The 15,031-nt window shown below is 55.7% G+C and carries 12 protein-coding genes; 3 read left to right on the top strand and 9 right to left on the bottom strand.

Annotation, left to right across the window (positions count from 1 at the left end):
* The 5 genes from HMPREF2919_RS08010 to HMPREF2919_RS07990 all read right to left on the bottom strand — a co-directional run bounded on the left by HMPREF2919_RS08010 (position 1) and on the right by HMPREF2919_RS07990 (position 6,331).
* Positions 1-2,244, bottom strand: coding sequence for an N-acetylneuraminate synthase family protein (locus tag HMPREF2919_RS08010; protein WP_070667142.1), 2,244 nt, complete (start codon positions 2,242-2,244; stop codon positions 1-3).
* 90 nt (positions 2,245-2,334) lie between these two features.
* Positions 2,335-3,063 (bottom strand): acylneuraminate cytidylyltransferase family protein, encoded by a 729-nt coding sequence (locus HMPREF2919_RS08005; RefSeq protein WP_070667141.1) that lies wholly within the window; start codon positions 3,061-3,063, stop codon positions 2,335-2,337.
* Complete coding sequence (locus HMPREF2919_RS08000; protein WP_070667139.1) at positions 3,063-4,163, bottom strand: RNA-binding protein; 1,101 nt, start codon at positions 4,161-4,163, stop codon at positions 3,063-3,065. Before HMPREF2919_RS08000 ends, HMPREF2919_RS08005 begins: the two co-directional genes overlap by 1 nt.
* Positions 4,154-5,152 (bottom strand): CgeB family protein, encoded by a 999-nt coding sequence (locus tag HMPREF2919_RS07995; RefSeq protein ID WP_070667137.1) that lies wholly within the window; start codon positions 5,150-5,152, stop codon positions 4,154-4,156. The genes HMPREF2919_RS08000 and HMPREF2919_RS07995 overlap by 10 nt, the downstream gene beginning before the upstream one ends.
* A 258-nt stretch (positions 5,153-5,410) precedes the next feature.
* Complete coding sequence (locus HMPREF2919_RS07990) at positions 5,411-6,331, bottom strand: glycosyltransferase family 2 protein (protein ID WP_070594031.1); 921 nt, start codon at positions 6,329-6,331, stop codon at positions 5,411-5,413.
* A gap of 181 nt (positions 6,332-6,512) precedes the next feature.
* On the opposite strand from HMPREF2919_RS07990, the gene HMPREF2919_RS09040 reads away from it, so the two are divergent.
* Both HMPREF2919_RS09040 and HMPREF2919_RS07980 read left to right on the top strand, forming a co-directional pair.
* Positions 6,513-7,475, top strand: a complete 963-nt coding sequence (locus HMPREF2919_RS09040) for an alpha-1,2-fucosyltransferase (protein ID WP_070594029.1) — start codon at positions 6,513-6,515, stop codon at positions 7,473-7,475.
* Complete coding sequence (locus HMPREF2919_RS07980) at positions 7,472-8,440, top strand: glycosyltransferase family 2 protein (RefSeq protein WP_070667132.1); 969 nt, start codon at positions 7,472-7,474, stop codon at positions 8,438-8,440. Before HMPREF2919_RS09040 ends, HMPREF2919_RS07980 begins: the two co-directional genes overlap by 4 nt.
* Positions 8,441-8,550: 110 nt before the next feature.
* Here HMPREF2919_RS07980 and HMPREF2919_RS07975 read toward each other — a convergent pair whose 3' ends face one another.
* The 3 genes from HMPREF2919_RS07975 to HMPREF2919_RS07965 are packed head-to-tail and all read right to left on the bottom strand — an operon-like array spanning position 8,551 to position 12,460.
* Positions 8,551-10,368, bottom strand: coding sequence for an ABC transporter ATP-binding protein (locus HMPREF2919_RS07975; RefSeq protein WP_049352061.1), 1,818 nt, complete (start codon positions 10,366-10,368; stop codon positions 8,551-8,553).
* 8 nt (positions 10,369-10,376) lie between these two features.
* Complete coding sequence (locus HMPREF2919_RS07970) at positions 10,377-11,453, bottom strand: acyltransferase family protein (RefSeq protein WP_070667129.1); 1,077 nt, start codon at positions 11,451-11,453, stop codon at positions 10,377-10,379.
* A 32-nt stretch (positions 11,454-11,485) separates the two neighbouring features.
* Positions 11,486-12,460 carry a glycosyltransferase family 2 protein gene (locus HMPREF2919_RS07965; RefSeq protein ID WP_005506913.1) on the bottom strand — a complete coding sequence of 325 codons (975 nt, stop codon included), beginning with the start codon at positions 12,458-12,460 and terminating at the stop codon, positions 11,486-11,488.
* 318 nt (positions 12,461-12,778) lie between these two features.
* Here HMPREF2919_RS07965 and HMPREF2919_RS07960 point away from each other — a divergent pair, with 318 nt between their 5' ends.
* Complete coding sequence (locus HMPREF2919_RS07960) at positions 12,779-13,900, top strand: arsenate reductase/protein-tyrosine-phosphatase family protein (RefSeq protein WP_070667127.1); 1,122 nt, start codon at positions 12,779-12,781, stop codon at positions 13,898-13,900.
* A gap of 148 nt (positions 13,901-14,048) precedes the next feature.
* Here HMPREF2919_RS07960 and HMPREF2919_RS07955 read toward each other — a convergent pair whose 3' ends face one another.
* Positions 14,049-15,029 carry a ribose-phosphate diphosphokinase gene (locus HMPREF2919_RS07955; RefSeq protein ID WP_070667124.1) on the bottom strand — a complete coding sequence of 327 codons (981 nt, stop codon included), beginning with the start codon at positions 15,027-15,029 and terminating at the stop codon, positions 14,049-14,051.
* Positions 15,030-15,031: the final 2 nt, after the last annotated feature.

Genomic DNA, 15,031 nt, shown 5'->3' with positions numbered 1-15,031 from the left:
CTACAGCCACTTTTCGAGGCGGTCCAGTGCGGTGAAGAAGCCTTCACCGTTGTTGATGTGGCCCTGCCAGATTTCGGGAATGAAGGATGCCTTCGGCGCCAGCTCACGCAGCTGCTTACCCAGGGATGCCCAGTCGACATCGCCTTCGCCAACCTGAACGCCCTCACCGTCAACGCCGGTGCCGTCCACCAGGTGCAGGTGAATGGACAGCGGTGCCAGCTGCTCAACAGCCTCCGACAGCGGAATGTTCAGGAAGTTGCATGCAAGCATGGTGTGGGAGATATCCAGGCAGAGTGCGGTATCGAATGCACGCGAGAACTCTGCGGTGTCCTTCGGATCCAGGAACAGGTTGTGGTACTGCTGACCACCCATCAGCCAGGGGTACGGGGGCAGAGTCTGAGCAGCCAGGCGAACGCCGGATGCGTCCAGACGCTTCAGAGCCTCACCGATACGCTCGTACTTCTCAGCACGTGCAGCAGCGGGGATGTGCTTGTCCTTGGTGAAGCCACCCATGGTCACAACCATGACCGGGTCCTCATCCACAGTGAAGTAGCGGGTCAGGTCACGGGTGATGTCAATGGTGCGCTGAACTTCAGCGATGGAGCGCTCCCACACCTCGGGGTCCTTGGACGCGAGGTCCACCAGGAAGTCGCCTGCGAACAGGTCGGGCAGGTGGGTGGTGAAGCCCATGTCCAGCTTGGAGTCAAAGACGTCGTCGATGTTAATCTCGAGGTCCTTGTAGGAGAAGTGGAACTCCAAGAAGTCCGGCTTCGCCTCTTCGATCAGCGGCTTGTAGTCGTGGTAGCGAACCGGCAGACCCCAGGGGCGGTCGAACTTGAAGTCGCGGCGGGTCACCAGATCGTCCTTCAGGTCACCCTCGAAGAAGAACGAGCCTTCTTCAACATCGCGCTGCATGGTACGGCCGACCAGCTGCGGCAGGTGGTTCGGCTGCAGACCGCGACCGGGGGACTTCACAGCAACGTCAGCCTCAGTCACAACCTCGCCCTTAGCGATGTGGCGGGTAGCAACCAGGGACTTTGCCAGGTTCACACGGTTCATCAGCTCACCGGTGGACACCTCGCGAGGAGCAGCAGAGCCAATAGCCGCCTCAACCTCACGGATCTGCTGAACCATTGCCTTGAATTCCTCAGGCAGCAGGGAGACGGTGTGGTCGTTACCCTCGAGGGTCTTGTCGGTGGTGAAGTGCTTCTCAATAATCTTCGCGCCGCGAGCAACAGCAGCAATCGGCACGTGGTAGCCACGCTCGTGACCGGAGTAGCCGACCAGGCACTGACCAATCTCAGCCAGGCGGTCCATATACGCCAGGTTGACGTCCTTGAAGGGTGCCGGGTATGCGGACTGGCACTGCAGCAGAGCGTAGGACGCGCCAGCGTTACGCAGCAGGGCAACCGACTCGCGGATTTCCTCTTCGCGGCTCATACCGGTGGAAACCAGCATGGGCAGGCCGCGGGAAGCCACGTCGCGCAGCAGCTCGTGGTTGGTCAGGTCAGCAGAAGCAATCTTCATGCCCTGGATGCCGTAGTCAACCAGCGCCTGAACGGAGGGTGCGTCCCAGGGGGTGCACATGATGTCCATGTCGTGCTGCTTGACGTGGTCGAAGACCTCGTACATCTGGTCAACGGTCAGGGAGAAGCGAGAGAGCAGGTCCAGGGTGTACTGAACGCCCAGGTCCTCACCTGCGGTTGCTGCGCCGCGCTGGCGGTACAGAGCGTCCATGTCGCGCAGCTGGAACTTCACAGCGTCCGCGCCGGACTCAACAGCCAGGTCCACCAGTTCCTTAGCGAAGTCAACGCTACCCTGGTGGTTGTTACCAATCTCAGCAATGATGAAGGAGGGGGAATCCTCGCTGATGGTGTGCTTACCGATGCGCAGGACGTCCTGCTCATCCATCGCCAGTGCCACAAGGTGACCGCGCTCGTCGGTCAGCGGCACGTGGTTGATGCCCTTCGCGAAGTATGCGCGCAGGGTCTCGGGATCAGCATCAGCCGGTGCGGTCTGCGGGTTGGTGTTCGCAGCGTCCAGGGCGCTGGTCTCCAGGGATGCGGTCGGGTTAGCAATCAGCCAACGACGGAAGTCACCGTCAGAGAGCGAACCGCGCAGAATACCGGACTCATTCACCAGGAAGATGATGCGCTGGCCGTTAGCAGAAATCTTCTGCAGGGCGTTGAGAATCGGGTCTTCAGCGAAGACCACGTAGGGGGCAATATTGCGTTCAATAATCACGATTTTGACCTTTTCGTTTGAGCGTTTAGTTGAATGCCTGAGTGCTGGTCAAGCCGGAAGCGGCAGAAGAGGTACTGCCGCGGGTGAAGGTTACTTGCCTTCGGACAGGATCTGAGTGAGCTGGTGCTCTGCCACGGAGAAGTCAATCGGTGCGTCAATATCGACACCCTCGACCTCGTCCAGCATGAACAAATCAATGGTACCGCCGGGGTAGCCCGCCAGGCGGTTGTGGTGGTCCATGTACACGTGGGTCTTGGTGATGTACATCGAACCGTTCTCACGGTAGCGGAAGGTTTCCTTGGTCAGCTCCTGGCGGCGCGGGCGAGCCATAATCTCGAACGCCGCGGTGGGCTCACCGTCAGCGTGCCAGGTCCAGATGAACGGACCAATCGGAATCACACCGACCATGGAGTCCTTACCGTTCTCCGCGAACTGGCGGACCGCACGAGCCAGAGTACCGGGCAGACGCACCGGGCTGGTTGCCTGCAGCAGCATGACAGCCTCGGGTTCCCAACCGTTTTCGGTGTAGAACTCGATGGCGTGCTCGATGACCGGCTCGGTTGCGGTGGTGTCTTCAGCCAGGTGTGCCGGGCGCATGAACGGCACCTCAGCACCGTACTCGCGGGCGATATCAGCCAGCTCAGCATCATCGGTGGAGACGACAACACGCAGCTCGTGCTCGCCGGCTACTTCTTCCTTAGCAGCCAGTGCCTGCTTGATGGTCCATGCGACCAGCGGCTTACCCGCGATAGGGCGCAGGTTCTTACGCGGAATGCCCTTTGAGCCACCGCGCACGGGGATGACGCAGAGAATACGCATTATGCCTCCAAAGTTTCAATCATTAGTTCAGCGATACGCTGTGCCGGTTCCTTCTTCGGCTGAACAGGCGCCGGGGTCGGTTCCTGACCCCACTGGTTCATGCCGTAGCGGTCCCAGAATTCCACGAGCCATGCCGGCGGTGCCGGGTGGTAAACCCACGCCGGGATACCGCGGATTGCAGCCTCCAGAACACCGGTAGAGAAGATGGACACCACCGGGTTCGGTACCTCGTTCAGCGGGGTGCCGGAGCGGTCAATGCGGATGCCTTCCTTCTCCCACAGCTTGTGGGTCAGCACCGACAGCTTGTCCTTCTCGCTCGGGTGCGGGCGGTAGGTTCCACCAAACTTCTTCAAGAAGGAGTGCGAAGCGTACGCGAAGGATGCGCGCGGCAGTTCCGCACCGTGCATCTGTCCTAGGAAGATCGGTTCCAGGTCGTTCTGCTTCTGCGCCTCAGCACCGGCAGCCTTCTGCGCCGCGAGGTAGAGCAGCTGCGAACCCACCGCGTGAGTGGTGACGTCGCGGCGACCCGATGCCCAGAATTCCGCATCAGCTTCGCTGAAAGCCAGCAGGGTGCATCCGACCGGTAGCGGCGGTGCCTGCGGCACGAGCAGACCGTGCTGAACCACCCAGTACTCCGCGCCAATCGCGCGAGCGTACTCGTAGGCTGCCGCACCGCGTGCCAGGTAGTGGCCCAGGGAAAGAACTACGCGCACACCGGGCAGGAGTTCCTGCAACTGGTCTCCTGTCGCTTCCTGCTCGCTCCAGGCATCGCGGTCGTAACGTTCAGTGGCGTACTGGCCGTTGAGGTACTCCGAAGCGTCCTCGGGGACCCACAGGGCCACACCCACGTTTTCGAGGTACTTGAGCGGCTCCAATAGGGAGTTACGGCTCGTCGGCGAGAACGAATCGAGCACGATGAGCACGCGGGGTACGGCACCGCGGGTGTACAGAACGCCGCCGACGGGGCCTTCCTGTTCAGCCGCGTCTCCGCGCAGACGGTTCACGAGCTGACGTGCCTCCGTCTTAGCCCAGCGCAGGGTGTTTTGGCGTTTCTGCCAGGCAGCCCATGCGTCAATATCAACGGGATAGGTTAGGCCCATAGCTGCTCCAAAATCTTGACACGCTGATCGAAGGTGTGCTCAGCCAGAGTACGCTTCTGACCGGCTTCACGAATCTGACGAGCCCACTTCGGCTCACGGAAAATACGGGTACAAATCTCGATGAGCTCATCAATGCTCTCGTAGACCAGGACCTCTTCGCCAGGAATGTAGTAGCGATCCACATCGGCACGGTCAATCACCTGCAGAGCGCCCACGCCGGGAGCCTCAAAGGTGCGCATGGTGAAACCATCCTGGTTATTGTGGATGTTCAGCGTTGCCGGGGAGGACGCCATGATGCCGTACGCCTCAGAGCGGTCAATATCGCGGCCTGCAGGCACGCCGGAGTCCTTGAACTGCTTAGTGCGCAGAATGTCGTAAGGGTGACGCGACCAAGCACGGCCGTAAGCACGCACCGGCAGACCGGCTGCGACCAGCGCCTGCAGGGTCTCCTCACGGTTCGGGTACTTAGCACCCACAAAGTTGATGGAGTCCTCGCGCATGGGGACAACCGGGCAATGGGTGTCGTAGGCGTTGGGCATATCGAGCACCTCGAAGCCCTGCTCACGCAGGTGCTGCGCATCCAGCGGGCTGTAGCTTGCCAGCGAGCCCAGGTGGTGCAGGTCCTCTTCGGTGTAGCTCATGCGGCGCATTTCGTCGTAGAGCCAGGTGCCGTAGCGAACACCGGAGGTCTTCAGCAGGTCCCACCATTCGCGGGAGAGCATATCGCCCTTAATGACCAGCACAATATCGGGGCGGAACTCGTTGAAAGCGTCAATAGCCTTACGGGTAGCCTGCGCTGCGAAGCTTTCGGGGCGGTACTTCTCGGGCAGCTCGTGGGCAAGCTTGTTGAGGATGCGCTCGGGCAGAGTACCCGGCGCATCGTAGATGTGGGTGCGCACTTCGTATCCGTGCACTTCCAGGGATGCCTGAATTGCCTTCCAGTACCCGTGGAATGCGGGCGAGAGCAGTAGAAGTTTGGGCTGAGTCATATGAGGATTGAATCCTGTCGGCGTTTGCTATAAGAACCCGCAGGGTAAAACCGTGCGGTGCTATGTGTTGGAGTGAAGAGGAACGGAAAGTTTCACCTACAACTTGAGGCAAAACATACCTATTGAAATTTTACAACGAAAGCAGGAGACGACACACTCGAGTGCACTGTGTCGCCTCCTACGTTCTATATGCGCCTTCTTACGAAGAGAGCTAGAAATCCTCCGGAATTACTCTTGCAGACTCCGCACGTTTCGTGCCTAGTTCTCGCGGCGCTCTGCCTTGGCAATACGCTCCAGCTCGGTGGCAAGGAAGCCACGAGCGTCCACATCCTTATTGCGCAGGCCGCGCACCGAGTTCACCGCAAAGTTTGCGTAGCTGGTAGCACGCAGAGCAGCAGCGAGCTTCTTCTCCCAGCCCCACTTATCCGCATAAATGAAGCGAGCGGTGGTCAGCCACTGCACACGACGCTCGGAGGGCGAAGATCCGCCACCCTCGTGGGTTACAGTCACCGAAGGAATCAGGTAACGGTCCACACCAGCGTTCGAGAGGCGGTACTGGAAATCCACCTCTTCGCTGTTCATGTAGAAACGCTCATCCATGCCACCGATGCGGTTGAAGGTCGTACGAGGAACAACCATGCATGCACCCATAACCCAGTCGACCTTCGCGTCCGAGGTACCGGTGCATGCTTCAACGTCGTGACCGACGCCGCGGTGCCACCAGTCGGTCGGCTTGAAACGAGCCAGCGGAGTGAACCATTCCCACGCAATATGCGCTGCGGTGGGGAACTTACGTGCGACCCACTGCTGCTTGCCGTCGTGGCCAATAATCTGGGGGCTAGCCAGTACCTCGCCGTGGCGTTCCACGGCTGCGAGCATGCGCGAGACGAAAGTGTTATCCAGCTCCAGGTCGCTGTTGAGGATGAAAACCCATTCACCGGTCGCGGCAGCAACACCGGAGTTCACAGCCTTACCGAAACCACCGTTAACAGGGCGGCGAACCACGGTCACGCCCTCAACCTCGGGGAACGGGATGGGCGAAACATCATCAGAGACAATAATCTCAATGTCTGCGGAGTCAATGCCCTGCTGAGCACGCAGAGTGTCAATAATGGCAAGAACCGGCTCCGGCTCGCCGTAGAAAGGAATAACCGCAGAAACGCGGGGAAGGAAGGTCATGTATTACAATCTTTCTTGAGTGAGAGGGATAATAGAAACCACCGTAGCGGTGGATGCTATCGTCTCTAGGATTATACAACTTCACTACTTTTTCAGCTGCACTTTTCAATCACCTATGCAGTTAACAAATACTCGCCCACTATCAACTCGCTATCTTACACATCCGAAAGGGGACTTTCTCGTGGATTCTGATATCCAACCCATCAATGAATCAGAAAGGGTCGCCGTATACACTGTTCAGCACCCCGCTTTCAAACGTGCTGTCGATACGGCTTACAACTCTATTCGCCATAAGTATCTGGGGAAATATATTAACCTTCTACGCCGCGGCGAAAAATTTATTCTCCTTTCCTACCCCATCTCCCGGGGAGGTAATTGGCTGTATCTATGGGCCCGCGCGGCTACTCTCCGCCATCACGGCACCGACAAAGCATCTTTGCTCTATGGTCCCGGGATGGAGGCATGGACCGAGGAGTTCCCGAAGCTTGCCTCCATTACGGCTTCTTCGTCAGAGTATACGTTCTTTACCCGCCGTAGCGGCTACTTCCCGACGGATATTGAGAAGGATATCAGCGAAGAAGATTTGCACTTTTTTATTCGCGAGTACCTTCTTTCTTCAGAGTCCTTTAGCGAGCGCCTTGCAAGAATGCAGGACATAGTGGATGAAAATTCTCTCGTCATTAACATTCGCCGTGGCGATTACTATTCTGTGCCTCAAATTAATGAGGTTTTCGGAATTGATACGGTGACCTATGTGGAGGAAGCACTGAAGAAACTTCAGGATACCGTAACTCCTTCAAAGATTATTTTTGTATCAGATGATCTTCAGTGGTGCGAGGAAAACCTCTCACACCTGAACTCAGTAGCACCCTGTATCTTTGAAAAGCAGGGTTCCGGTATGTTCGACGATCTGGCCCTTGTGGCCAGCGCCCCTTACCTGATTCTGACCAACACGACTTTCGGTTATTGGGGCGCCTATATCGGTGAGTTGCTGGCCCAAAAGCTCGTCCTTTCCCCTGATATTCATCAAGTTATTTCTGAAGATGCTCGTATCTATCAGAGCCGCCCAAAGATGCACCGTACTCATTGGGTTGCTGTGCATCACCCCGAAGGTAAAAACTGGATTACGGGTGAAATGCTGTGATTAACGCTCTTAAATCCCTCAAGCACCAGCTTTTCGTGCTGAAAATTAATCATGATAAAAAACGCGAAGCCATTGCGCTCCGTGAGAGTACTGAGTTTAAAGAACGTTACGCTTCGCTCGATAAAACATTTACCCACACGGTTCTCCCCTCCGGCCCCTTTATATGGGGCATAACCATGGTGAAGAACGAAGCAGATATCATCGAGCAGACAATCCGACATCTATTCGATCAAGGTGTGGACCATATCTTAGCAGCTGATAATGGCTCTTCAGACGGGACCTATGAGATACTGCTCGAACTCAGCAAGATCCTACCTGTGCACGTTATTCAGGACCGTGAACTAGCCTACTACCAATCAGAGAAAATGACCTGGCTTGCTGACCGGGTGATGGAGGCGGGCGCTGAATGGATTATCCCGTTCGACGCTGATGAATTTTGGTATGGTGTTTCCGCTCCGCTATCGGAAGTCCTACGCTCGCAAAAGGGGCGCACTATCGAACTGACGAAGCTGTACAACGTTTTTCCCAGTATTGAAGGACCTAGTCTCAGGGTTGATCCAACTCCCCACTGGGACCTGAAAGTGTGTTTCTCACGCTGGGAAAATGCCGTTATCAAAATGGGTAACCATGAGGTCATTGCACCGGGTAAGCAGAAGCTTAATGAAGTTGCTATCATCCACTACCCCTGGCGTTCAAAGGAACAATTTGCTCGCAAGCTACGTCAAGGGGCTAAGGCATTGGAAGCCACCGATTTGCCTGAAGATATGGGGTACCACTGGAGACGTAATGGTGATATAACCTTTGAAAGTGCTACCCCCCTGTGGGAAGCACTTTTGCGCGGCGAGGTTGACCATAAAACCGTCACTTGGCATCCAACCGGCCCTCTTACACCTATTGGGTCTTTACCTCAAGAGTTTAAAGAAATCGTTCATTTGCTCAAAGAGAAGACGGCTACAGGTATTTAACAAGGACCTTTCCAGACGGTAAAAAATACAACATAAACATGCTGTAGCAAAAGAAGGGGCTCTCGTTCGTGACGAGAGCCCCTTCTACTTTAGATATGCAGTCTATGAGACTAATCCGGCAACTGCCCCAGCTTCACCAGGTTAGCGAACTCTGCGTTTGATCGCTGCACCTCAGCGAAGGTGCCTTGATTAGCAATTCGTCCCTTAGAGAGATAGACCAGCTGGTCAACATTGCGAACCGTCGACAGACGGTGAGCCACGATAATGACCGTAATATCCTTAGAAATACGTTCGATGGTCTTCGTAATCTTGTGCTCGGTCTCGTTATCCAGCGCGCTGGTAGCCTCATCAAGGATGAGCACGCTCGGGTTACGATACAGAGCACGGGCGATACCCAGACGCTGCTTCTGGCCACCCGACAAACGGGTAGCGTTGTAGCCAATCTTAGTTTCCAGGCCATTCTCCAGGGAATCGATGACCTCAGTCAGAGCAGCCACCTCGAGGCAGTACTTGACGCGTTCCACGTCAATTTCTTCGGGCAAGAGGCCAAAAGCAACCGCTTCCAGAACAGTTGAGTCAGCGATGAAAACATCCTGCGGCACATAGCCGATACGCTGATGCCAGCCCGGCAAATCCTGCAGAATCGACTTGCCGTTCTGCAAAACCTGTCCCTGAGTCGGCGCGAAGAGACCAAGAATCAGATCAATCAACGTAGTCTTACCCGAGCCAGAACCACCCACAAAAGCAATTGAGGAACCCATCGGGATGTCAAGGGTGATGTCCTTCAGCACAGGCTTATCACCGTCAGGGTACTGGAAGGTCAGATTATCAATCTGGATATTAACCGGCTCAATGCTCTTATTGATGTAGTCGAGGTTCTTCGGGACGACCGGTGCAGAGGGCATCTTGAACATACGCTCTTCAGGAGTAAGGTGTTCAAGCTCTTCCAACAGTTTCTCGCTGGCATGTTCACCTGCGCGGATGCTACCAAGAGAGGCAACCATACGGGTGTAGTTAGGCAAAATACGAATGCAGGCACCAGCAAAGAGAAGCAAGTAGCCAGTGCTATCAGCACCTTGCGTAGCGCTCATAAAGGCCAAGAGAGCAGCAATACCAACAATGAAGATGATTTCCAAGGTGTACTTCGGGAAATCGGAGAGGAAAGCACTACGCATCGACGCATTCACAGAGTCAATTCGCTTTTCCTGGTAGCGGTAGGTGTAGCGTTCAGTCACACCGTACATGCGGATTTCACGGAAGCCCACTACAGCTTCGATAGCTGCGTCCAGCGCACCCTTAGTCGCGTTCAGTACGATGACGCCCTGTTCGCGATTCTTGCGCTTGAGCAGAGCCTGTAGCACGAACGAAGCCAGGCCGAAGTAGATAAAGGCGAGAAGAGCGGGCACCGGCATAATGACTAGTAGCATTACCATCAACACAATAATTGACAGTAGGTCACCGATAAAGCCAAGCACACCGTTGACGAAGGTGCCGTAGGCCTGGCCCACCACATCATTTACGGAGTTCAGCACCGGGGCGGTACCGCGCTTACGGTGGTCCAGGTAGGGCTCACGCATGTAGCGGTTTAGCAGAGTCACTGAAACGGCGCTCTGCTGGGTGGCGATAAAGCCGAGGCTCCAGCGACGAATAATTAGGGAGAAGACACCCTTGAAAACAAACGCTGCGACGAGAGCCACGCCGAAGATAACGATTAGGGTGGGGGTATCCGGATCGCCGAAGAAGTTAGAAACTTTCAGGATGAAGCCTTCACGTGGGGTTCCCATGGCGAGGTTCACCAGAGGAAGTACGAGAGCCACACCAAGCATCTCAAAAAGCGATACCGCAAAGAGACCCAAAACGTTTAGTACCAGGAGCCTAAACTTTTTGCCCGGGAAAAAAACCCGAATTTTAGAGTAAACACTCTTCACAATAAGACCTATACCTTCTGTGAATATTTTTTCACAATAAATCGATGAGCCGGACGCTCAATAAAATAATGAGCCAGAAGCGCGAGAATGCTCGCGATGATAAGAGAAATTACGACATACAGCAGACCCGTTATACCGCCGTGAGCGGAGGCAGCCAAAGGTGCCGATCGCACGTATGCCAGCACCAGCTCATGCACCAGGTAAAAAGCGAAGCTCGCCTCACCGGCAATAACGGCAGCCTTCCAGAACAGGTTCTTTTCACGAGGCATGGTAGAACGCCGAATATCCCAGAGAGCCAGTACAAGAATCAATACCGCCCAAACCGGTGCCAGCAACAGGCCATGAGCCGTCTGAAGCAAGTAGAACTTTGAGCTGACATACATGGCCCCAAGAGCCAGAGTAATCATCGCCAAACAGTGGTAGCCACGAATCACAGGAACGCGGTAACCATCACGCACCATGAGAGCAAAGAGGCCCAGAGCCAGGCCGAGTGCGAACTCGCCTGAACGCAGAAGCGGGTTGGCATACACCACCACGTCCATGAAGTTCGACTGGGCGGCCAGAATGTAGGAGACCGTTGCCATCAGCAGGAACCAACCACCCAGTAGAGCAGCTTTCACACGGTAGCGCATACCATCCAAACGGTTCAACACGAACGGGGTCATGAGGTAGAAGAACGCCTCGCAGGAGAGAGACCAGCTCACCGCGTTATTCGAGAAGATAACCTCCCAAGAGGGCACCCACGCTTGCAGCAGAACTAGGTTCAGCAAAGCGCTTAGCGGGTTGAGGTTTCCAGCAGAGTTAGACACCCCAAACAGCAGAAGACCCATCAACGCCACGCAGTAGAAGAAGAAGTGCAGGGGGTATACCCTCGCAAAGCGACGAAGGTAGAAACTCTTTGCACCGGCATTCTTGTTGTACGACCATGCCAGCACGAATCCAGAAAGAATAAAGAAGAGCGAAACGCCCACGTAACCGAGACGCGCGCCCGGAATCCAGTTAGCCCACTGCGTACCGTGGATAACGTGGTAACCGAACACGAGAAGTGCTGCGGGACCGCGCACCGCGGTCAGCGAATCTAGCATAATCCTGGAGGAGGGTCGTGCGGGCGCCGCCATTAGGCGTCTCCCTTGGGGATTGACCCGTCTTCATTCCAGTAGTTCCATTTCAGGAACTTACCATGAACAATCGGGCCTTCCGCTACGAACTTGATTCGCTCATCGGGGCGGCCATGCGAAATGTTCTCCCATACCTCAGCAATTTCAGCATCGCTGAGCTTGCTACCCGCCTCCCAGTGAGGTGCAAAGTAGCTCAGGTCCTCACCAGTACGACGGGAGGTCTCGGTTCCCACACGTACCTTACGCGCAATCTGAGCAATACCTCGGTACTGCAGGTGAACAATCTCAAGTCGCTGCTCAATATCACCGAGGCGGCACACATCATGGTTGCCGGGGATTACCACGGCAAAGGGGTGGGAACGGAAAGCGCACTTACCCGGGAAGGGATAGGAAGCGTCCATCACCAATTCGGTGTCGACGATGTTCTCTGGCGAATCAACGGTAGGCACAGTGTGGTGGAATCCGGCATAGTAGATGCCCATGTTATCGGGTGCATTACGTAGGAAATCACCAAGCTTCTCATCCTCCGCGTACCAGAATTCGTCACCGTCAAAAGGAATAATCCAGCGAGCACCACTACGCCAAGCCAAGTGCGAAAGATAGGTTATCTTCTCAGACTGAATATGTCGGTCGCAGTTATCTTCAGCAAAGATAAGTCGCGAATCCTCGTTTGCTCGCTGACGCAAGTACTCACGAGTACCATCAGTCGAGAGGTTGTCGGCAACAATAATCCGATCAATTCCCTGAGCAAAAAAATGGTCGAGCACAGAGGGCAAAATATCTAGCTCGTTCTTAACGACAGAAACAGCCCACACTTCCTGACGAGGACCTTTAAGATGCGGTGCAGGAAGGTTATGGACTTTGAGAAAACGAATGGCTTCAACCTGATCTCGCCAGAGTTTAGGGGTGTTTCGCCGTTTAAAGGAATAACTAAGCTGACCCAATTCTGAGCGGATTTTTGAGAGAAGGTTCATGATGCCTTTCTCGACCCGTCACAAATTGCAGACGGGCCCATGTAATTGAGGAGTGATGAGTAGAGTCTAGGCATAATTCTAGCATGCAAGCTTTCTTTAGCTTTGGAGAGTTTTCTGTACTTTAGGTCATTTTTAAACAGAAGTTTCTACGAACGCTGCGGCTCTTCCACTGACTTGTAGGGTTATTCGCCACACACAGGAAAAGGAACCGTTGAAGGTGCAAGTAACTCGGTATGATAGATACTATTCATTCAACCAACCCGACACTTCCGGCTTCCCTGTTCACTGTTGGGTACGTCAATTAGAAAAGGCTTTTTGATGGGCATCTTCAACATTAAGTCCCTCAAGGACAAGTACGCTTGGGGCTCCTCCGAGGACAAAACTAACTCCGCAGAAACCACCGAGGAACATCCTGCGACCATTGCTTCTTCCTCCGCAAATATTGCTGATGGAGTCCGCTCCCTTATTAAGAGCAACCCCGATCTGGCAGGTAAGAACCGCCACGGGGTAGCCGGTCGCACCATCTCCCCTGACGGTTCCCTCCTCGAAGCAGTAGACGACTACGAGGCATACACCGCTACGCAGACCCCTCAGCAGGAAGTCACCCCGGAAGAAGAACTGAGCGCCGACGGCACCGCAACCGTCTCGCAGCCTCTCACCCATACCGATATCGAGGCAGCCCCCGGTGACATCCTCGATGTAGACGGTAAGCCCACCGGCCCCAGCATTATCCGCGTGGGCCAGCACAACGCGCCCACCGTTGATGCCGAAGAGCTCGCCAACCCCGAAGAAGCCAACAGCCAGAACGCACAGGCTTCCCGCCCGGCTACTACGCCCCGCGGCGAACGCCCCTCCCTCTTTAAGTTCTCCCCCAAGACTCTCAACCGTACCGACAGCGCCCGCAAGGACGGCCCCTTCGAAGCCGTCTTCGTCTGCACCGGTAACATTGCCCGTAGCGCATCCGGCGAGGTCATCTCCAAGCACCTTGCCGCCGAGTACGGTCTGGAAGACAAGTGGATCTTCTCCAGCGCAGGCACCGGCGCCCTCGTCGGCCACGGCGTCTACGAACACGTAGCCAACGAACTCATCAAGCGAGGCTACAACCCGGAGGGCTTCGCATCCCGCCAGCTCAACGAACAGATTATTGAGAACGCCACCATCATCCTGGTAGCCGAGAAGGTGCACGCCGACTGGATTGTGCGCGAGTGGCCCCAGCACCACGCCAAGATTAAGCTCCTCAAGCAGGTTGCACGTATCCGCGAGGATGCACGCCGCGCCGAACCGCTGTCTTATCTCTACTCCTACGGTGCCCGCCCGCTTGATACCGATAGGCTGGAAGACCCCTACCGCCGCGGCCCCGCAGCAGCGAAGGTTGCAGTGGACGAGGTGGAGCAGTCCCTGCGCATCATTCTGCCCTGGCTCGCACAGGCACACCGCTAAACATACGAGGCTAAATACAGCGCTAACCCGGTTGGGACAGATATCTGTTCCAACCGGGTTAGCTTTAGCCTCTACAACTTAGCCTCAATAGCAGAAAGTCCCCCACCGACCAACAGTCAGCGGGGGATTTTCGTTAGGCTTTAGAAGCCTAGTGATCGAAAATCTCGGTCACAGAACCCTCGTCGAAGACCTCACGGATAGCGCGAGCAATCAACGGAGCAATGGAGAGAATAGTCAGGTTATCGAACTGCTTCTCTTCCGGCACGGGCAGGGTGTTAGTCACGATGACCTCCACAGCACCGCACTGAGACAGACGCTCAGCAGCCGGATCGGACAGAACCGGGTGGGTTGCCGCGATGATAACTTCCTTCGCACCCTTGTCCATGAGAACCTTCACAGCGCCAGCAATGGTGCCGCCGGTGTCAATCATGTCGTCAATCAGCACGCAGGTACGGCCCTCGATGTCACCCACGACAGTCTTAGAAACAGCCTGGTTGGGGACGTTGATGTCGCGGGTCTTGTGCACGAACGCCAGGGGTGCGCCGTCCAGCAAATCAGCCCAGTGCTCAGCCACACGCACACGACCGGTATCCGGAGAAACCACGGTCACGTTCGACAGATCCTCAACGCGCTCACGGATGTGCTTAGCCAGCACCGGAATTGCGAACAGGTGATCCAGCGGACCGTCGAAGAAACCCTGAATCTGCGAAGTGTGCAGGTCCACGCACATCAGGCGGTCAGCACCAACAGTCTTGTACAGGTCCGAGATCAGACGTGCCGAGATAGGCTCACGGCCCTTGTGCTTCTTGTCCTGACGAGCATAGGGGTAGAAAGGAGACACCACGGTAATGGAGCGAGCGGAGGCGCGCTTGAGTGCATCAATCATAATGAGCTGCTCCATGAGCCATTCGTTGATGGGTGCCGGGTGCGACTGAATCACGAAAGCGTCCGCACCGCGCACCGACTCCTCAAAACGGACGTAGGTCTCGCCATTGGCGAAGGTGTATGCGGAGGTGGGCAGCAGGTCGTGGTCAAGAGCCTGTGCGATCTCCTCGGCAAGCTTGGGGTGTGCTCGACCGGAGACCACTACAAGCTTGCGCTCACCGGGGTTGGTAATCTCGCTACTCATGG

It is taken from the genome of Rothia sp. HMSC068E02, assembly GCF_001813565.1.
In the GTDB taxonomy this organism is placed as follows: Bacteria; Actinomycetota; Actinomycetes; order Actinomycetales; family Micrococcaceae; genus Rothia.
This window is presented reverse-complemented; position numbering and strand designations above follow the sequence as displayed.